Annotated in this window: 17 protein-coding genes; 10 read left to right on the top strand and 7 right to left on the bottom strand. The window is 47.5% G+C overall.

The genetic code is table 11. The features are described 5' to 3' along the window. Window positions 1–138 precede the first annotated feature (138 nt). Together ahpF and ahpC are read right to left on the bottom strand one after the other, a co-directional pair. Window positions 139–1710 (bottom strand): alkyl hydroperoxide reductase subunit F, encoded by a 1572-nt coding sequence (gene ahpF / locus IY568_RS16220; protein WP_194868104.1) that lies wholly within the window; start codon window positions 1708–1710, stop codon window positions 139–141. Between the two features lie 110 nt (window positions 1711–1820). Further along, window positions 1821–2390, bottom strand: a complete 570-nt coding sequence (ahpC, locus tag IY568_RS16215) for an alkyl hydroperoxide reductase subunit C (protein ID WP_010380696.1) — start codon at window positions 2388–2390, stop codon at window positions 1821–1823. Window positions 2391–2610: 220 nt separating this feature from the next. Here ahpC and IY568_RS16210 point away from each other — a divergent pair, with 220 nt between their 5' ends. The 4 genes from IY568_RS16210 to IY568_RS16195 all read left to right on the top strand — a co-directional run bounded on the left by IY568_RS16210 (window position 2611) and on the right by IY568_RS16195 (window position 6068). After that, window positions 2611–3033, top strand: coding sequence for a DUF3429 family protein (locus IY568_RS16210; RefSeq protein WP_125557382.1), 423 nt, complete (start codon window positions 2611–2613; stop codon window positions 3031–3033). 62 nt (window positions 3034–3095) lie between these two features. After that, entirely contained in the window at window positions 3096–3932 is an 837-nt protein-coding gene (locus tag IY568_RS16205; protein WP_125557384.1) for a GGDEF domain-containing protein, read from the top strand. Between the two features lie 170 nt (window positions 3933–4102). Further along, a complete protein-coding gene (locus IY568_RS25320) occupies window positions 4103–5185 on the top strand; it encodes a methyl-accepting chemotaxis protein (protein ID WP_040645652.1) in 1083 nt (360 codons plus the stop codon). A gap of 97 nt (window positions 5186–5282) precedes the next feature. Next, window positions 5283–6068, top strand: a complete 786-nt coding sequence (locus tag IY568_RS16195; protein ID WP_125557386.1) for a class I SAM-dependent methyltransferase — start codon at window positions 5283–5285, stop codon at window positions 6066–6068. On the opposite strand, the gene IY568_RS16190 is transcribed toward IY568_RS16195, so the two are convergent. Beyond that, a complete protein-coding gene (locus tag IY568_RS16190) occupies window positions 6065–6805 on the bottom strand; it encodes a metalloregulator ArsR/SmtB family transcription factor (protein WP_240654713.1) in 741 nt (246 codons plus the stop codon). The two genes, IY568_RS16195 and IY568_RS16190, sit on opposite strands and share 4 nt — an antisense overlap. A 260-nt stretch (window positions 6806–7065) precedes the next feature. Here IY568_RS16190 and IY568_RS16185 point away from each other — a divergent pair, with 260 nt between their 5' ends. Continuing rightward, window positions 7066–7914, top strand: coding sequence for an EamA family transporter (locus IY568_RS16185; RefSeq protein ID WP_194868103.1), 849 nt, complete (start codon window positions 7066–7068; stop codon window positions 7912–7914). A gap of 2 nt (window positions 7915–7916) precedes the next feature. On the opposite strand, the gene IY568_RS25315 is transcribed toward IY568_RS16185, so the two are convergent. Beyond that, a complete protein-coding gene (locus IY568_RS25315; protein WP_194868102.1) occupies window positions 7917–10391 on the bottom strand; it encodes an alpha/beta hydrolase family protein in 2475 nt (824 codons plus the stop codon). Window positions 10392–10694: 303 nt separating this feature from the next. Between IY568_RS25315 and IY568_RS16175 the strand changes: the two genes are divergently transcribed. From IY568_RS16175 to IY568_RS16160, 4 genes are all read left to right on the top strand, one after another. Further along, window positions 10695–11708, top strand: a complete 1014-nt coding sequence (locus IY568_RS16175; protein WP_125557392.1) for a LacI family DNA-binding transcriptional regulator — start codon at window positions 10695–10697, stop codon at window positions 11706–11708. Continuing rightward, entirely contained in the window at window positions 11709–12944 is a 1236-nt protein-coding gene (locus IY568_RS16170; RefSeq protein ID WP_194868101.1) for a glycosyltransferase, read from the top strand. It abuts the gene before it with no gap. Window positions 12945–13079: 135 nt separating this feature from the next. Next, the gene (locus tag IY568_RS16165; RefSeq protein WP_125557397.1) at window positions 13080–14306 is read left to right on the top strand and encodes a threonine/serine ThrE exporter family protein; all 1227 of its coding nucleotides are present in this window, start codon (window positions 13080–13082) and stop codon (window positions 14304–14306) included. Window positions 14307–14451: 145 nt separating this feature from the next. Further along, entirely contained in the window at window positions 14452–15084 is a 633-nt protein-coding gene (locus tag IY568_RS16160; RefSeq protein WP_125557399.1) for a hypothetical protein, read from the top strand. A 99-nt stretch (window positions 15085–15183) separates the two neighbouring features. Here IY568_RS16160 and IY568_RS16155 read toward each other — a convergent pair whose 3' ends face one another. Then, complete coding sequence (locus IY568_RS16155) at window positions 15184–15660, bottom strand: methyltransferase family protein (protein ID WP_125557401.1); 477 nt, start codon at window positions 15658–15660, stop codon at window positions 15184–15186. Window positions 15661–15844: 184 nt separating this feature from the next. Between IY568_RS16155 and IY568_RS16150 the strand changes: the two genes are divergently transcribed. Then, window positions 15845–17908 carry an alpha/beta hydrolase family protein gene (locus IY568_RS16150; RefSeq protein WP_125557403.1) on the top strand — a complete coding sequence of 688 codons (2064 nt, stop codon included), beginning with the start codon at window positions 15845–15847 and terminating at the stop codon, window positions 17906–17908. Here IY568_RS16150 and IY568_RS16145 read toward each other — a convergent pair. Together IY568_RS16145 and IY568_RS16140 are read right to left on the bottom strand one after the other, a co-directional pair. Beyond that, window positions 17879–18142: a hypothetical protein gene (locus IY568_RS16145; RefSeq protein ID WP_194868100.1), complete on the bottom strand. Its 264-nt coding sequence runs from the start codon at window positions 18140–18142 to the stop codon at window positions 17879–17881. The genes IY568_RS16150 and IY568_RS16145 overlap by 30 nt on opposite strands. Window positions 18143–18286: 144 nt before the next feature. Then, a partial coding sequence (locus IY568_RS16140) for an IS3 family transposase (RefSeq protein WP_194868099.1) occupies window positions 18287–19079 on the bottom strand: 793 nt, incomplete at its 5' end.

Below are 19079 nucleotides of genomic sequence, written 5' to 3'. Positions count from 1 at the left end.
ACATCCGCAAGTATAGTCGAACCTCATGGTTGTAAAGCTTACAGACAAAAAAGCCACAACCAGTGCAAATCCAGTTGTGGCTTAACTGTACTCAGATGAGTACAGACTTGGGTGTAATTTGGGTTATCTATGCGCTCTTCAGGCCGCCTCTTCAGCCAAATTTGACTGATGTCTGATCAAGTAATCAAATGCACTCAGACTGGCCGTTGCCCCGCCGCCCATCGCAATAATAATTTGCTTAAAGGGCTCAGTGGTTACATCACCTGCGGCAAATACACCGGGTATACTAGTCGCACCCTTTGCATCAATGGCAATTTCACCAAATGGGGTCAGTGCCATGCCACTGCCTTCCAGCCATTCAGTATTGGGGATCAGACCTATTTGTACAAATATCCCAGCAAGTTCAAGCTGATGTTGCTGGTCACTTTGTCTGTCAATATAGGTCAGCCCGGTGACTTTTTGCCCATCCCCTCGCACTTCGGTCGTTTGTGCATTCGTAATAATGGCCACATTGCTCAGGCTGTATGCCTTTTTAATTAAAACGTCATCGGCTTTCAACGTGTCAGCAAACTCCAGCACAGTGACATGCTCTACCAGATTTGCCAGGTCAATGGCCGCTTCGATACCGGAGTTGCCACCACCAATGACCGCAACAGATTTACCTTTGAACAGTGGCCCATCGCAATGTGGGCAATATGCAACACCACGCCCTTTATACTCCTGTTCGCCAGGCACATTCATTGTGCGCCAGCGTGCACCGGTCGCTATCACCAGAGATTTGGCCTTTAGTGCCGCACCATTTTCCAGCGTCAGCTCAAGATTATTGCCCACAGACAAGCCACTGGCACGCTGGTTTTTCATCACGTCTACCTGATAATCGTTCACATGCTCTTCAAGCTGAGCAACCAGTTTAGGTCCCTCCGTGGCTGACACAGAAATAAAATTCTCAATACTCATTGTATCTGCGACCTGACCGCCAAAACGCTCTGCCACAACACCTGTATTAAGACCTTTACGGGCCGAATAAATGGCTGCCGCAGCACCTGCCGGTCCGCCGCCAACAACCAATACGTCGAATACCGACTTTTGGCCAAGCGCCAGGGCTTGTTGTTCACTCAGCGTGTTATCCAGCTTGGCAAGTACATCACTCAATGTGATTGCGCCCTGACTAAACAGCTCACCATTTAAAAATACACTGGGTACCGCCAACACGTTGCGCTGCGCAACTTCGTCAGGAAACAGCGCGCCGTCAATCATCGTCGCTGTAATTTTAGGGTTGTGTGCGGCCATTAAATTAAGTGCCTGCACAACTTGCGGACAAGTCTGGCAACTCAAAGATATATAAACTTCAAAATGCAGTTCGTCTTGCAGTGACTGGATCACCGCCAGTTCCTGCTCAGACACTTTTGCCTTATGCCCACCACTGTGCAACAGCGCCAACACAAGGCTGGTAAACTCGTGCCCCATGGGCACCCCGGCAAACTCGATCCGAGTATCTCGCTTTGGCGAGTAAATGGTCATGCTGGGTGTGCGCTCACTACTTTGCGCCTGCTCCAGTGTGATCCGATCACTAAGCGAAGCTAGCTCCTGTGCCAGTGACGCCACCTCTGCTGACTTGTCACTGTCATCCAGCGCTAAAATCAGCTCAATTGGGTCGGTCAGTGCAGCAAAATGGGTTTGCAGCTGACTTTTAATTTGCTTGTCTAACATTCTGTACATCCTCGAAATTTATGCCAATAGACCATTTTCTTCGACCCCCAGGGGTGAGTTTGCTGCGGGTTAACAGGGTCGGGCCAACTCGGCCCGAACACCGTGACTGATTATAATTTGCCAACCAGGTCTAATGACGGAGCAAGGGTCTCTTCTCCTGGCTGCCATGAAGCAGGACACACTTCGCCGTCATGTGAGGCAATGTACTGAGCCGCCTGAACTTTACGAACCAGCTCTTTGGCACTGCGGCCAATACCCAGGTCATGGGTTTCAACCACTTTAATTTCGCCTTCCGGGTTAATGACGAAAGTACCGCGTAACGCCAGTCCCTCTTCCTCGATCATCACACCGAAGTTGCGGGTAATTTTGCCTGTCGGGTCGCCTATCATTGGGAATTGGATTTTCTTGATGGTCTCTGACGCGTCATGCCAGGCTTTGTGCGTAAAGTGTGTATCTGTTGACACGGAATAAACCTCAACGCCCATCTCTTGTAACTGTGCATAATGGTCCGCCAAGTCACCAAGCTCGGTAGGACATACAAAGGTGAAATCGGCCGGGTAGAAAAAGACAATAGACCATTTGCCAAGCAGGTCTTTTTCACTCACATCAACAAACTCACCATGGTGAAAAGCGGTTGCGTTAAAAGGTTGGATCTGGGTGTTAATCAAAGAGGTAGTCATGTTTTTTCTCTCTCAGTTTTTAGGTTAAAGGGTCACAGGTCTGATGCTGTATCAGCCATGTTGTCTCTGTGTGATTACTAAGATAGAGGGGATTTAAATATTATTAAAATGGATTGTTCGGATTACTGTAATCCAAAAAATTGATGAAACTTTGGCAAAGTTTATGCGTATATCAGATATAATTAAAACATTAGTCAGAACAAACTTTTAAGAGACTTGGATGCACCCATACTTTAACCACATTATGCTAGCCTACATTGGCTTTATTCCTTTTCTACTCTGTGTCGCACTCACATTAATGGTTGGCAGCTCAACGGCCGTTATCGACGCGTTTAGCTACTACAGCCTGGGCGTTTTGGCCTTTTTGGCTGGCAGCTTATGGCGTCCGGGGAAGCAGTCACAGCAACGTGCCGTAGTCGCCATACTCGTGATCGTCCCTTTCCCATTGTTTGCCGTCGCGTCTCAGGTTGTGGTGTTAAGCTACCTGTCAGTGGCTTATTGGTTGGTGTTGATTTTCGAACGCAGCGCTCCGGCCTGGCAGGAGACACATCAGGATTATCAAAAAATGCGCTTCACGCTAACTTCTGTTGTCTTTGTCAGCCATTTATTCATGGTCGCACAGGCAGTTGAACTTGCCGGGTAAACTCACAGTGCTACAGCCCGTTTAAAACCTGCTATAACTAAAGGGGATACGGAGGGTTGCGCATGCGTCAAAAATTACTACTGGCCCTGATCTGGCTTGCAACGGCTTGTGTCATCATTTTACTCTACGGCAATCATGCCTCTTTTGGGGCAACGGTAGAAGAGCTGATATGGTTTGCCATTTCATTAACTGTGCTGGTGTTCAGCCTGCCTCACCTACAACATAAGCTGCTTTTATATGCCTGGGGGATCTACTGTATTGGCCTGTTACTGGATCTCCTTGATGATTTGATGACCATTGAGCTTATCCCCGTCAACACCTTTGACACATCGTTAAAGCATCTGGGCTTTCTGCTGGTGTGCTACGGCATGCATACCATTATTAAGCAAAAACGCGAAACCATCTGTGCACTCAACCACGAAATTGAAGAGCGCCAAAAGCTGGAACAAAAGTTAAAGTTTGATGCAACACACGACGAATTGACCGGGCTGGGAAATCGACGTGCCTGCTTTGAGCAATTTGAGCGTTTGTGTAGCTCCAGTGCTTACCTGTATTACTTCGATCTGGATAACTTTAAGCAAGCCAATGATAAATATGGTCACAATATTGGCGATAAAATACTAAAAAAAGTGTCTGAAGCGATGACCCGAGAATTCACAGCAGATGCCTGCTTTCGGATAGGTGGCGATGAGTTCGTGGCCTTTACCAGTGAGACAGTATTAAAAGAAGATGCCCTGCGGGCGCAGTTGGTAGAGGAGGTCTTTGAATATGGGGTTGGGGTGAGCATAGGCAGAACTGCGGCCGACCCAGCTGAAGACCCGGATGTATTACTCCACAAGGCCGATATCGGTATGTATGAGAACAAAGCTAATAAAAGTATCCGCACCTCCGTCAGATAACACAGATAAATACTTAGTATTAACTATGTAGTTTTCGGTGTTCTAACTATATCCAACTCCGGCTGTTTTTACTTATTTTTTATGTAGCTCATTGTTTATTTACATAAATCTAGCACTTTAGTGGCTTGACTGTTATGCTGCTGGCAGTTTTGATAGTCGAGGGAACCTCAGTGTTAAAGAATCTTTTTGCCAATACCAGTCAACAATCGGAAATCCAGCAGTTGAAAGCAGAATTGGCCGCACAACGACAGGCATATGAGCAACTGGAGGCAGAAAAACAAGCGATGCAAAATGAGCTTGTTGAAGCACAACAGCAATTAAACGACAACACGGACAATCAGCTTTTACAATGTGCACTTTCCGGGCTTGGTCAGATCCACGAAGTACGTGACGCCGTGCTACGCAGCCTGCATCAGATAGAGGAAGAGAGCAGCTCTATTTCTCAGGTCAGTGCCTCGTTTGAAACCTCTGAGTCGTCACTGGAAAAAATCCTCTCGGGCATGTCCAGCCTGTCGACCAACATGGCCAGCATGACCGACAATATTTCTGGCCTGTCGCATATGGCAGATAACATTAATACTTTTGTCACCACGATTTCAAAAATCTCTGATCAAACTAACCTTCTCGCGCTCAATGCCGCTATCGAAGCAGCCCGTGCCGGTGAAGCTGGCCGAGGTTTTAGTGTGGTTGCTGATGAGGTTCGGGCGCTGGCAAACAATACCAACGAATCGGCGAACGAAGTATCAGATCTGGTAAAGAAAATCATTGATACAACTCAGCTTACTGTCGATGGGGTGAATGTCATCCAAAACTCCAACAACGATTTATCTTCAAGTATTGCCCACCTCAACGATGAGTACGGTAATATTGTCAGTTGCTGCGGCTCTATGAAGCAAACCATTGTCTCAGCATCGCTGCAAACTTTTGTACAAACAGCAAAGCTCGATCATGTTGTATGGAAAGGTGAAGTATACGGCGTCATTGCAGGCAATAGTAACAAGCAAATCACAGAGTTTGCCGATCACACAAGCTGTCGTCTGGGTAAGTGGCTCAGTGGTGAAGCAGGCAAAGTGATGAATAAATCGGGATTACTCAATCGTATTGACGGCCCACATAGAGAGGTCCATCGTGCCGGTGTCGAAGCAATGACTCTGTTTGTTGCCGGTGAAAAGCAAAAAGCCATCGGCGAACTTAATCGCATGGAACAGGCGAGTCGTGACGTGCTCAGATTATTAGATGAAGTAACACACTAGTTTTATCTCTGGCGACTCAGATCTGAGTCGCCAGGTTTATCCCCCACCTTGCATCTGCTATCATCGCGCCTTTGTTATTTTCCTGGGTAGTAATGTTATGTTAATAGATGCAAATTGGCGCATTTTGACCGTTGGCGATGGTGATCTAAGCTTTTCTTTATCACTGAGCAGGCAGTTAAAACCCGGTAATTTATGTGCCAGTATCTATGACGATGAAACCACCCTAAGAAACAAATACCAGCTTCATGCTTTGGACCATTTACGCGATTCAAATGTGCCTGTGCTGAGCGAATTTGACGTCAATAATCCAAGCTGCTGGGAAGCCTTACAAGGAAAGCTGTTTGATGCTGTGATTTTCCAGTTTCCTTTAATCCCAGCATTTACTAGCAAACAGGCATTTGATGCTCAATCACTGTCAACAAACACACTAAATCGACGTTTGTTACGTAACTTTATCGATTTCAGCCACCGCTTTGCGCTTGACCCGGCAGGCCCAATGCTCGCATTGATCACCTCGAAAGATGTCAAACCTTACTGCGAATGGAATTTAGAGGACTCGCTATGTAACGGGCTGGACTATCATTATCTGGGCCAGAGTGAATTCAATATAGATGCATTCGAGGGCTATCGGATCCGAAATGTAGACAGAGATAAACATGTTAAAGATACCAGCGGCATCACTTATTACTGGTCGACAAAATCTCACGCAGTTTTGCGCGAGTCGCTTTATCTGCCGCCCTACCTAACACAAAATCATTGTGCTCTGTGCCGCGCAGGACCCTTTTTGAGCGAGCAAGATAAACTCGCGCATTTGGGGTCAAAAAAGCATGCAATGATGCTCAGGCATGAGAATGACTGGCTCACCTACCTCAATGCACGCTAAGCACAACAGCTTTGTTGGCGCGCAGGCCTGTCTCCCATCAAGTCTAGCCTGGCCAGCTCCATCTCAATACTAGCGGGTTCTCCAAGCAAAGTACGCTGTAAAACTTGCTGCATCCAGCCTGGTAACTCTGAATTCAATGCATAGTACACCCACTGACTTTGCTTTCGTATAGTCAGAATACCCGCTTTTCTGAGTTGTGCCAGGTGCCTGGACACCTTAGGCTGACTGGGCTCATCCAGTGCCACCATCAACTCACAGACACACAGCTCCTGCTCCTGCAAAATCAGCAGCAGCGTTTTCAGCCTTAACTCGTCACTCATGGCTTTATAAAAAGCCATTGGGGTAATGGGCTCGATTTGTTGCGGCTCAGCCAACAGATTACGCACTTTACAATTTAACTCATATAAAGCCTTACGATATGGGTTAAAAGACGCATCAACGTCCTCTAAAGCAAGTTGCCAGAACAGTGTTTGCGGTGTTTGTTTTCCTTCCTGTTCAGAGCATGCCCCCTGAGTAAGGTGAAGCATAATATCGCACTCTTCCTCATTAACGTCGTTTTGGCCGAAACTCAGGTTTCTGCTCAGTCCAAACTCGGATAGCGCTTGTTTTGCCCCAAAACTGATCTGTTGCGTGGTCATTGTATTACCCAGCAAGACATCTGGATTATGATGCTTTAACAAAGCACCAACTAACCAAATCAGGTCTGGATTTTCACCTTTCAAATAGATACTTTTCACTGCACGGCTCTCCTATATACGAATATGATTATATAATGAAACTGAGGGACAGTTAATATCCGGACACAAAAATACGAGGCTCTTAAAGTAAAACGAATACACCATTTATAAGAAAAAAATACAATTTGATAATGATTTTTAAATTAAAGTCACCTCGAATTATTCAAAATCGGAAATTACGGAATAATGTATACAAAACTATTGAGCAGTACCATTTTGATAAGTAGACTGGCGGCCTTTATTTATAGCGAGATTTCTCGATGCATCTTTTAAACAAAAGCTTTCTGTATGCCATCGCGTGCTTGTTACTGGCTATGGTTACCATTCAGTCTGGTGCTTCAATTGCCAAACAGCTATTTCCTCATGTCGGGCCAGAGGGCACGACGGCTTATCGCCTGGGATTTTCGGCACTGATATTATGTTTGGTCTTTCGGCCCTGGCGGCATTTGCCCAAAAACTGGCGTCCAGTGATTTTATATGGACTAAGCCTGGGTATTATGAATCTGACATTTTATTATGCGATAGAACGCATCCCGCTTGGCATTGGTGTCGCACTGGAGTTTACCGGACCACTTGCGGTGGCATTATTCTCATCCCGACGTAAACGAGATTACCTCTGGGTAGCACTGGCGCTTGCAGGCATATTGCTGTTACTGCCGCAGATGGGCGAAGTAGATGGCCTGGACCCGATCGGCGTATTGCTTGCACTCACCGCCGGCGCGTGTTGGGCAGGTTATATTCTGTTTGGCAAGAAAAGTGGTGGTCACGGGAGTGGCGGTGCGACAGTCGCAATCGGTATGAGTGTTGCGGCATTTGCCGTTGTACCCGTTGGGGTCGTATCACAGGGAACGGCATTGCTTGATTGGTCTTTGATCCCTCTTGGTATTGCGATTGGATTATTATCAAGTGCCTTGCCCTATAGCCTTGAAATGGTTGCGTTAAAGAAAATGCCAGCCCAGGGCTTTAGTATTATGATGAGTATGGAGCCGGCCATCGCAGCGCTGGCTGGCTTAGTGATCTTAGGAGAACTACTAAGTACCTGGCAGTGGCTGGCGATCTTTATGGTGATCGCCGCTTCATTAGGTAGCTCGTTGTCCGCCAAACAATAGAATTACATCGGCCAGGGCGTGACAGACTCGGACGCCAGCTCAAATCGCAACGCCTCTGGCACCTGGTTGATTTCTTCAATCAACGGCAATGGATCAAAATGGCGTTGCAGCCAACTTTGCTGCTCCCACAACATGTGTAACACATCCTGTCGGTTTGTGTAGTCATGATCTGTCTCTGGCAACAACACCAGGCGCGCGCGTTTACCCAAGTCATTCAATGCGCTGAATAAGCGCTCGCTTTGCACTGCAAAGCGCCCAGGCTGGCGGTCCTGGTAGCCATGGACTAAAAGCAACGACGCTTTAATTTTGTCCGCATATGTCATAGGTGATGCTGTCAGATAAGCTTGAGGATCTCGCCAAAAGGTGCCAATTTGTTGCTCATAGGCAAAAGGGGCCAGCGTAAAGTTGTAAGTACCACTGCGCGCTAAACCGGTAACAAATAAATCTGTATGGGCCAGCAAATCAACGACCACAGTTGCACCGGCCCCCTGCCCGCCAATTGCTACCTTACTAACATCTGCAATGCCCTGTTGTGCTAATACCGCAACTGCGGCTTGAGCCGTAGACTGCCACTGCTTCCGTAACTGAGCCGCATTGCCCTGCTCGTCAGGTAAAGTGAACCCGTCTATTTCAAATACCGCATAACCTTGCGAAAGGTGGGGCAAAGGGCCAAGAGGATCCAGAGGCACAAAGTAATGAGGGGAGCTAAATGCTGGTTGTGTCTTTTCTGGCGATTTTACCCACATCAAGACAGGTACCCGACCCAGACTGGGATCATAGTTTGCGCTCAAATAGAGCGTACCTGTTATTTGTGTGCCATCCCCACGATCAAAGCTCAGCACCTCACGGGACAAACCGCGTAACGCAGGGTACGGATGTCTGAAATGCGTGATCTGCTCCTGAGAATTAAATGTCCGATCATGCACAAAGTAATTTGGCTGGTCTTGCTTAGACTGTCTCAACGTAATGAAGCGCATGCCTTCATCATCCAGCAACGCAACAAATTGTTCAAAATAAGGCGCCTTAGATTGCCAGATCCGGGTACGCGTATTAGCTCTGGCATCAAACCGATCGAGATAAGGTAAATCCTCTCCCTGCACTCTTTCTGCTCCCTGAATAAACAAATATCTGCTGCCCACAACTTTCACAACCCGGGCACCCAAATCATTGCGAGTCATCAGCCACTGCTCAGACTGCGCATCAGCGACTTTATATCTCGCGACCTCCAGGGGATTGCGTTGCGGTGCCAATGGATTGATCACAGAAGTCCGCCAGAAACGCTCGCTTTCTGCCTGAGTGAGTAAGGCAATATTGGCATCGCCCCAGTTCAAAGACACTAAAGGCTCCTGAAGCGCCATAAACAATCGAGGAGCGCGCTTAAATGGTGACGAAATATGGTACAGGCCATACGCGTTCTCAGCATCACCTTCTTGCGCCCAGACGACGGTTGCTCCCTTGTCCGCACGCCACTGAAAATGGCTACGCATTGGAACAGCCGGAGGTGTTGAAATAGCCGCCAGAACATTTTGTTCTTCACTTAAAGATTCGGGTGGCATTACTGGTCGATACAGTTCATATAACGCGAATCCAGTCATCCCCCAAACCTGCCAAACACTCGGGTGATTCGCCAGCGTGCGCTGTAGCGGCTGTGATTGCTGTGGCGCTTCAAGTAAGGACATGGCCACCAGCAGATTAGTCGCATCAGGTGAGGGTGTAAAATGGTGGAAATAAGCCGGGCCGCCAATGGCGACGGGCCGACCTTGCAACGGCACCTTAATTAGCTGTCCCTGTGCATAATGCGCAAAAGCTTCTGTAGAGAGGCTTTTTGTAGTGTCAGTCACAACACTAAGTGCACCATGTGATTGCGCAACAACCGGTCCGCTCAGACGAGATTGACGAGCTGCTTGTTGCCGCTCTCCGGTGTGGTTAACGGCACTATTGACCACCAGTCCAGAACTGTCAGGCAGCCAATGATAAGGGACTTCCGTGGTTACGCCATTGAGTGGAAAACGAGACACAGCGCGTAGTTCTCGCTGCTTGATGTCATAGACCCATAAACGGCCATCCTGCTCGGTGCGCAAGATAAAGGCCAGATAACGACCATCTGCACTCCACCGTGGAGCAAATACTTCACCAGGTGGCAAGTTTTCAACTTTGACCTCGGCGCCCGTCGCAACATGTTTAAAACTCAGGCCTGAATAGGCCACCAAGCCTAGTCGCATAAAGGTAGTGGGATCAAAGTGTAAATCGCCGTAACGCAGACCTGCTTCATCTGGCCGTTGCACGCTTTTTTGCTTGGTTAATAGCGCCATCCAGACATGTTGTTCATTGAGCAGCACCTCTGGCATTGGCGGCACACCTACCAGTTGCGCAATTTCTTCTCTTGGCACCTGGTAACCTTCCGATGCTGCCAGCGCAGTATTAACCCACAAACAACAAGCTAAAAAAAACAGCAAAGCCGGGCTCTTTTTCACCACTTTTCTACCCTTGAATTCTTATCTCAACCTCTCATGATATAACGAAATTACCTAAATGTGCACTAGTTTAATAGCAATCCACGCAATTCACAGGTCAACCCGGAGCACAAAAATTTTCGTCGCTAAAACAACAAAATATCTGATACTTAGTTGTTCTGAATGAGAATTTTATAATACCGTTAGCGACCAATTAAAGCCTTCAGATTGGTTATGCACTAATGTTAGTGGTATAACGTGCATCTAGGCGCGAAGTTACGGTAAACTAAGCGTTCGTCAACCGTTTGAGCAGCTATTCAGGCCATTATGAACAACAATAAAAAGCCAGACAAAGTAACCATCTTCGATGTTGCCAGAGAAGCGCAAGTATCTAAATCGACCGTTTCCCTAGTCCTTACCCATTCCGACAAAGTCAGCGACAAGAGCCGGGAAAAGGTACTCGCTGCCATAGAAAAATTAGGCTACGTCTATAACCGTGATGCCGCAGCACTGCGTAGTAAGCGCTCCAACCTGGTCGCATTGGTGATCAACGACCTGACTAACCCTTATTCCGCACAGCTGGCGGTGGGTCTTGAAAAGCACATTTATGCACTGGGTATGGTGCCTATGCTGGTGAATACCAGTGAAGATTTGACGCGTCAGCAACAGGTCGTCAATACGCTCAAAGAATACAATGTCAGCGCGTTTGTCATGGTGCCGGCACCGGGCACAACTATGGAGTGGGTCAATAAACTCGTCGATTCTGGTTTCCCTGTTATCAATATTATGCGGGAGATCCCTTACAGTAACGCCCCCTGTATTCTGCCCGATAATCAAAAAGGCACACACCTGGCTACCATGCATTTACTCGAACAGGGGATTCAGCGCCTGGCCTTTGTCGGCGGTACACCCGAGATTTCGGATTACCATGAACGCTTAGCTGGCTTTCGCAGCGCACTCACACTACGCAAAGTCCCCGAACCCATGCCTGAAATTACCGCTCAGACCAACCGCCAGGGAGGTCGCGAAGCGTTTAATACTCTGTATTCGCAATCCCCGGATACTCAGGCCATCGTCTGTTTTAGTGACGTCATTGCTTATGGTGTAATGGAAGCAATGCGAGAGCACGGGCTCACGCCAGGCAAAGATATCAAAGTAGTTGGTTTTGATGATTTGGCCGATTCCAGATTAATGAAACCCGCTTTGTCATCCGTGCGAATTGATGCAGATGACATCGGTAAACGCACCTGCCAGGCACTGGCAGAAATTATGAATAAATCGCAACCTGCGGTACGGACCCTGGTGGATGTATCGCTGCAACTCAGAGAATCTTCCATTTAAATGACACAAGTTTTAGTAATAGGTTATGTCTGGCCGGAACCGAACTCGTCGGCCGCCGGCAGTCATATGATGTCCTTACTGCGCTTTTTCCGCGCGCAGAACTGGCAAGTTGAATTTGCCAGCCCGGCCCAGCAAACAGAGCATATGGCGGATTTAAGTCAGGAACAGATCACCTGTACCCCCATCGCTCTCAATTGCAGTAGTTTTGACGACTATATCGCGCAACTTAAGCCTGATATCGTGATGTTTGACCGTTTTATGATGGAAGAACAGTTTGGCTGGCGGGTCGATAAATTTGCACCCGATGCGCTTAAAATCCTCGACACCGAGGACCTGCAATGTCTTCGCAACGCACGCCATGCAGCACATCGCACTCAGCAAGATTTCACCCTGAATAGCCTGCTCGACAGCGAGCTGGCTAAACGGGAGATCGCCGCAATTTTGCGTTGCGATTTATCGCTGATCATTTCTGATTTTGAACACCAGTTGCTCACTACTCAGTTTGGCGTATCCGCCGACCTATTACATCACTTACCATTTATGGTTGACCTGAGTGCACTTGATAACACAGTGCCAGACTTTCAAACCCGCAAGCACTTTATGACCATAGGTAATTTTCGCCACGCCCCAAACTGGGATGCGGTACTTTACCTGCAGCAAATTTGGCCGATGATCCGCAAACAACTGCCAGATGCAGAGCTACACATTTATGGCTCCTACCCGCCACCCAAGGCAACTGCATTACACAATCCTAAAACCGGCTTTTTGATCAAAGGGTGGGCAAAAGATGCACTGAGTGTAATGGCACAAAGTAAAGTATGCCTTGCTCCACTGCGCTTTGGGGCCGGAATCAAAGGTAAATTGCTCGAAGCAATGATCACACAAACACCTTGCGTGACCACAGAGATTGGCGCAGAGGGCATGCATGGCGACCTGCCCTGGCACGGTGCGATAAGCAACTGCCCACAAACCTTTGCTGCCGAGGCGGTGGCCTTATACCAGGGTGAAGCACGCTATCAGCAGGCGCAACAAAACGGGCTGGCCCTGCTACAGGCGCGTTATGATAAGCGACCTTTAGAGTCTCAACTAAAACAAAAGATTACCAATCTACTGACCAATTTGGGCCCACACAGGCGGGCAAACTTCACCGGCAGTATGCTGCGACACCACACACTTCGCAGTACCCAATATATGTCCCAATGGATTGAAGCAAAAAATGCAAATAAAATGCGTTGAATTTACGTGAGAAGTGGTTAGAATTCGCGGCAACTTAGGTTATTGCCTAAACTGGGTAGGGAGGCGAAACAAGCTGTTAGCTTCCTTACTCACTAAGTCGCTGTCGATTTTTACTTATAATTAGGTTACACGCCGTTGAACTCAGCCACCTTTACACAAAAACGTAAGTTTATTGTTAAATTAGGCAAAATGCTTCATCAATACGGAACCCCGGCTTATCGCCTGGAAGCCCACCTGATGGAAGTTGCCACCCACCTGGGGCTTAAGTCGTCCTTTGTTATGTCTCCAACGTCCGTCACTTTTGTGATCTGGACTGAAGGACACGAGGATGAGTACACCCATGTTGCCCGCGTAGAGCCCGGTGACCACAACCTTGGTTCACTGGCCGACACAGATGATGTCGTAAACCGAATGCTGGCAGGCGAACTCAGTGTCGAGCAAGCAGATCAGAATCTGGATGCCATAACTCAGGCAAAAGATCCCTATGGACGGCTACTTACGGGTATCGCGTTTGCAGTGTCAGGAGGTGCCTTTGCAATGCTAATGGGCACCAGCTGGAATGATGTGCTTTGGTCTGCGGTGTTGTCGATTCTGGTCTTTATCTTCGTCCTCTGGTCAACTCGCTCAAAGCGCGTTACGCACATGCTGGAGCCTGTGGTGGCAATCGCTTCTGCGCTGGCTGCCTGTGCGATTTCGTCGTACCTGGATCCTATGGTTAATATCCGACTGGTCGTACTTTCGGCGATAATCGTATTTATACCTGGTCTGGCACTGGCACTTGGCTTTGCAGAGCTGTCCGCACGCCACTTAGTATCGGGGACAGCTCGGGTCATGGACGCCATTATGTTGCTGTTTAAACTGTACTTTGGTGCGTTTTTAGGCATCAGTATTGGCTTCTTCCTATTTGGACAAAGCGATTATGTGCAGCCCGATCCGCTCCCGAAATGGACAGCCTGGATGGCAATATTGCTATTGTGTAGCAGCCTGATTGTGATTTTCCGCACTAAGCTGAAACACGCCAGCTGGTCAATTGCGTCAGGTTTTATTGCCTATGCAGCCAGCATAGGCTCCGCCATCTACCTCGACTATTCACTGGGGACTTTTGTCGGCGCATTTGCCGTAGGCGTGTTCAGTAATGTGTTTAACCGCACCGTCAACGCGCCCGCCTCGATTGTCGCGATGCAGGGACTGATAGTGTTGGTACCCGGATCAAAAACCTATATTGGTTTAAACTCGCTAATTGAAGGACAGAGCTTTGTCGCAGCAGACCACATCGGCCAGCAGACCTTTTTGATCTTCATGTCTTTGATTGCCGGCCTTATCTTTGCCAACGTGGCACTGCCACCGAAGAAAAGCCTGTAAATCGTGTTTGGCAACACCTAAGCAGTCGGGGTGTTGCCAAATGGTTTCTTTGCCTGTAGATGCGGCCGCCCACTCAATCTCCCCTTTGCTTCAAACGCAATTTGGGTGACAATCAAAGTCACACTCTGGTGCAAAGGAGCTCACCATGAACGACAACACAGAACAAAAGCTGGCAGCCTATCGGCTGGTGCTCGATTACATCAAAGTCTTTTTGTGGCCTGCTATCTTGATCCTCGCCTTTGCTGTCTATGGCGATAAGTTATTCAAAATAATAGAGCAACGAGAGATAGATGCGTTTGGATTAAAGCTGGGTAAACAAATTGAAGATATCAGCAGCAACTACGAGGCACAGATAGCACAGCTCAAAAAAGACATTCAGGCCAGCCAGGAGCCAGCAACATTACTCAAAAAAGTAGATGGCATTCAGGTTAACCTAGCCAAGCAACTGTCTAACGTAAAACAGAGCGTATTACTGACAGAGACGCAGTCTGTACCGAACAGAAAAGCACAGGTCGACCAATATGAACGGGCTGGATTTAACGCTATCCTGGCACGAGATATTTCCGAGGCACTCTCTCAATTTAGCGCAGCGCAGGCCATTTGGCCCGATTATCATAATGTGTCAGAAATAAAGCGCTTACTCATCAAACAGAAAAATCAATTACATGATAGCCAAAGCACCGCCTGGCAAGCTGTGTTTGATACGATCTTGATGCAGTACTCTTGGGGAATGCCGGATGATATCAGAGCGCAATTCAGGCAAGTCGCAACAAAATAGTCATGCCAACTTGCTTAATTAAGGGCTCTATTTTGAGGCCAGAAAGCGCCATGCTTGCTCCTTCCAATTGAACAGGTATTAAGCGAAGTTGGTATCACGCTAGAGCCAGCGCCGGGTTGTGGCCAGAAAGTCTCTGTATGCTTGTCCATAACTATTAAGTAAGAAGCGCTCTTCTGGTTTGATTTGAAAACGAGTTATATAACCAATGAAACTCAGTGCTGCAAGCGTCCCCACTGGCGCAGCGAGATACCAGTTAAATGCCAATAGTAAGCACAGGAAGCCCACATACATGGGGTTTCTGGTAATGCGATATATGCCGCTGGTCACCAGGGTAGAGGCTTTACTTATATGTACCGGATCAACGCTGGTTTTGTGGCGGCGAAATGCAATCACGCCAGCCAGTGCGACTCCCACGCCAACAAAACTCAGTAGAAAAGCACCACACAGCCTTATCGTCTCACTCAACTCCACAACACCGAATAGCTGTACCAGCCCCCAACTAAGGATCAAATGCAACAAGAGTACGACTAAAGGCGGGATCCGGGTATCTAACGGGTGAATCCTGATATCTGACATACTGGTCTCGTACTCCTTATCAGCAAAATGTGTCACTTGATTGATATACCGCAATTATTTATCCCATAAAGCAGACAGTTAATCGCAAACACTGGTTTTCAGTCGGCGCTAAAGTAAAATATTACTCACTAGCACTACACTTCGCGGTCTAGTTTATAAGAAAGCGTAATCCCAGAGAACATTTATGAAACTAATTAAAACCTCGCTCGCGCTTGCCATTGGTCTTGCCAGTGCCAGCACCTTTGCCTCATCGGCAAATGACACAATCACAGTTGAAGATATTCCTACAATTCAACGCGTTATCCAAACAGCCGTTAGCCCTGATGGAGAGTCTGTTGCATTTCGTCGCTCAGTCCCTCGTGAACTGTATGTAGACAGCAACGGTAAAAACTACAGCGAGCTGTATGTTGTTGATGACGAAGGTAATGAAGTACCTTTCATCACAGGTAAAATCAACGTAGGTCAAATTGAATGGTCAGCAGATGGCAAATTCATTTACTTTACGGCCAAGAAAAAGGCAGACAAATTTACCTCTCTGTACCGCATTGCGGTAGATGGTGGTGAAGCACAAAAAGTGCTGTCTCTGAAAGGCACCTCTATCAGCAAGTATCGCCTGAGCCCCAACGGTAAGCAGGTCGCTATTCTGGCTATGCCTGCCAAAGATGCAAGCGAAAAAGAGCTTAAAAAGCTTGGTTTTATGGCTGAAGTGTATGAGCTTGGCCTGAAAAACAAGCAGCTACATTTGGTCGACCTGGCACAGACAAACAAACCTCTGACTCCTGCCGTGGTCCCTGTTGAAGGTTACGTGAGTGACATCAACTGGTCTGATGATGCCAGTAAATTATTGGTGAAAACACAGCCGACTGCATTGATCGACGACCAATACATGAAGTCTCAGTGGCACGTAATGGACGTAGCGACGCAGAAGATCACCACTTCGTTCAAAACCGAAGGTAAACTGGGTGAAGCTGAATTCTCACATGACGGTAAGTACATTGCCATTTTAGGCGCGGAAGACAAGCACGATCCAGCCAAAGGCCGCCTGTTCCTGGCCAATGCGAAAACCGGCAAAGTAGAAGAATGGATCCCGAACTTTATGGGCCATTTCAAAGATTTTGAATGGTCAAACCGCAAAAATGTTCTGAACTTTATTGCCGATGTCGGCGCAGAAACCTTCATTGCGCAAGTGAAAGTTGGATCAAGCAAGTACAAAAAGCTGGTTAAAGAAGGCAAGTTTATCGCTCAAAGCCTGTCAGTATCAGACTCAGACAAAACCATCGGCGTACGTGCAGAAAGCCCAAAACACCCAAGTGAAGTGTTTATGGTTCGCTCTAAAAAGCCAACCCGTTTAACCAACTCAAACCCCTGGTTAGACAACAAGCGTCTGGCAAAACAAGAAGCTATTAACTTTAAAGCCCGCGACGGTGTGGAAATTGGCGGTGTGCTTATCTACCCACTGGATTACCAGGAAGGCAAACGTTACCCTCTAATCATGGCGGTGCACGGTGGTCCGGAAAGCCATGACAGAAACGGCTGGCTGACCAGCTATTCAGATCCGGGTCAAATGGGTGCAGCACGCGGCTACGCGGTCTTCTACCCTAACTACCGCGGCTCAACAGGTAAAGGCGTTGACTACTCTAAACTGGGTCAGGGCGACTATGCTGGTAAAGAGTTTGACGATCTGGTCGACATGAAAGATCACCTGGTTGAAATGGGTTTGGTCGACAGCAAACGTGTTGGTATCACAGGTGGTTCTTACGGTGGTTATGCTTCTGCCTGGGGCGCAACTAAACTCACCGAGCACTTTGCAGCCAGTGTGATGTTTGTGGGTGTAACCAACCAGCTGTCTAAGTTTGGTACGACCGACATCTCAAACGAAATGTTCCTGGTTCACGCCCGCTCTTACCCATGGCAGAAATGGCAGTGGTACCTTGAACGCAGCCCGATTTACTGGGCTGGCCAGTCGAAAACCCCACTGTTGATCATGCATGGTAAAGACGATCCGCGCGTTCACCCGGCTCAGTCTATGGAGCTATACCGCTACATGAAGGTACAAGACAAAGACGTACGCCTGGTTTACTACCCGGGCGAAGGCCATGGTAACCGTAAAGTTGCTGCGCAGTACGACTACAGCCTGCGCTTAATGCGCTGGATGGACAACTACCTGATCCACGGTAACAAAGACATGCCGGCGTATGAGATTGACCACGCCGCAAAATTAAAAGCGGTGAAAGAGCAAAACAAGTAAACATTTGTTTTTGCTCTTTAAAAAGAAAAAGGCTTGCCAGATTGGCAAGCCTTTTTCTTTATGGTGGATATTCAAAGTGGACTTGTGTAACTCCCCATTTTCTATTTCTGATTTGTAGAATGCTTGCCCTTTTTCATTGTTCTCAATCCACTCCTCTGGAGAAAGCAATATTTCTCCTTGATTAGAGTATATAAAAAAAGACATTTCTCTATCATCAGATATTCTAATATCCATAAAAGGGGAGACTCCTCATGACGAGATACTTTTAAAAAGCAATAATCAAATTCAATATCACTTGCCTTTACAAAGTGCAAAATGCCCATCTTTACTGAGCTTCTCTTGTAACTCCACCCAACCTAGTACAGCTCATTAGTAGAATTATGCAGCCTCAAGATAGCCAACTGGAGTCATGTCTTCCAGCGCATCGTGAGGCCTTTCATAATTGTAAATTTCTAACCATTCATCTGTGATTTCGCGTACTTGTTGTAGTGAATCGAACAGATATAAATCTAATACTTCTTCTCGATAACTGCGATTAAAACGCTCCACAAATCCATTCTGATAAGGACTTCCTGGCTGAATAAACTCTAGCTTTATATTTTTTTTCTGAGGCCAGCTCTCCAACAAGCTGGATGTAAATTCAGGTCCATTATCAACCCTTATTTGCGACGGTTTTCCTCGCCAGGCAATCACTCGTTCAAGCGTTCTGATAACCCGCTCTGTGGTCAAACTGGTATCTACTTCGATGGCCAGTGCTTGTCGATTATAATCATCGATAATATTTAATGTTCTGAAGCGATGTCCAAAGCTTAAAGCGTCGCTCATGAAATCCATAGACCAAGAATCATTGTGCTTTTCCGGCGCACTCAACGGCTCTGGGCTACGTGTAGGAACACGGCGCTTTCCTTTTCGCCTCAAGTTGAGCTTTAGCATATTGTAAACTCGTTCAACACGCTTCTTGTTCCATGTTTTACCCTGATGCCTGAGCCGTTTAAATAGCTTGGGCAAACCCCAGCGAGGGTGACGCTCTACAAGCAATAGCAGCGCATCGATTACCTCATCATCTGGTGGCCGCTTGTGCGTGTAGTAATAGACACTTCGATTTAGTCCTGCAACCTCACAAGCAAGTGCCACACTTACCCCAAACTGCTTAAGGAAATGCTCAACCCAC

Origin of the sequence: Pseudoalteromonas sp. PPB1 (genome assembly GCF_015356275.1) — a bacterium.
In the GTDB taxonomy this organism is placed as follows: domain Bacteria; phylum Pseudomonadota; class Gammaproteobacteria; order Enterobacterales; family Alteromonadaceae; genus Pseudoalteromonas; species Pseudoalteromonas rubra_D.
The sequence above is the reverse complement of the archived record's forward strand: the minus strand, read 5'-3'. Positions and strand labels throughout refer to the sequence as shown.

Excerpts from the sequence above, each read along its gene's own strand:
- ahpF (WP_194868104.1), bottom strand. The coding sequence starts at position 1,710 with ATGTTAGACAAGCAAATTAAAAGTCAGCTGCAAACCCATTTTGCTGCA.
- ahpC (WP_010380696.1), bottom strand. The coding sequence starts at position 2,390 with ATGACTACCTCTTTGATTAACACCCAGATCCAACCTTTTAACGCAACC.
- IY568_RS16210 (WP_125557382.1), top strand. The coding sequence starts at position 2,611 with ATGCACCCATACTTTAACCACATTATGCTAGCCTACATTGGCTTTATT.
- IY568_RS16205 (WP_125557384.1), top strand. The coding sequence starts at position 3,096 with ATGCGTCAAAAATTACTACTGGCCCTGATCTGGCTTGCAACGGCTTGT.
- IY568_RS16195 (WP_125557386.1), top strand. The coding sequence starts at position 5,283 with ATGTTAATAGATGCAAATTGGCGCATTTTGACCGTTGGCGATGGTGAT.
- IY568_RS16185 (WP_194868103.1), top strand. The coding sequence starts at position 7,066 with ATGCATCTTTTAAACAAAAGCTTTCTGTATGCCATCGCGTGCTTGTTA.
- IY568_RS16175 (WP_125557392.1), top strand. The coding sequence starts at position 10,695 with ATGAACAACAATAAAAAGCCAGACAAAGTAACCATCTTCGATGTTGCC.
- IY568_RS16170 (WP_194868101.1), top strand. The coding sequence starts at position 11,709 with ATGACACAAGTTTTAGTAATAGGTTATGTCTGGCCGGAACCGAACTCG.
- IY568_RS16160 (WP_125557399.1), top strand. The coding sequence starts at position 14,452 with ATGAACGACAACACAGAACAAAAGCTGGCAGCCTATCGGCTGGTGCTC.
- IY568_RS16155 (WP_125557401.1), bottom strand. The coding sequence starts at position 15,660 with ATGTCAGATATCAGGATTCACCCGTTAGATACCCGGATCCCGCCTTTA.
- IY568_RS16150 (WP_125557403.1), top strand. The coding sequence starts at position 15,845 with ATGAAACTAATTAAAACCTCGCTCGCGCTTGCCATTGGTCTTGCCAGT.
- IY568_RS16145 (WP_194868100.1), bottom strand. The coding sequence starts at position 18,142 with ATGGATATTAGAATATCTGATGATAGAGAAATGTCTTTTTTTATATAC.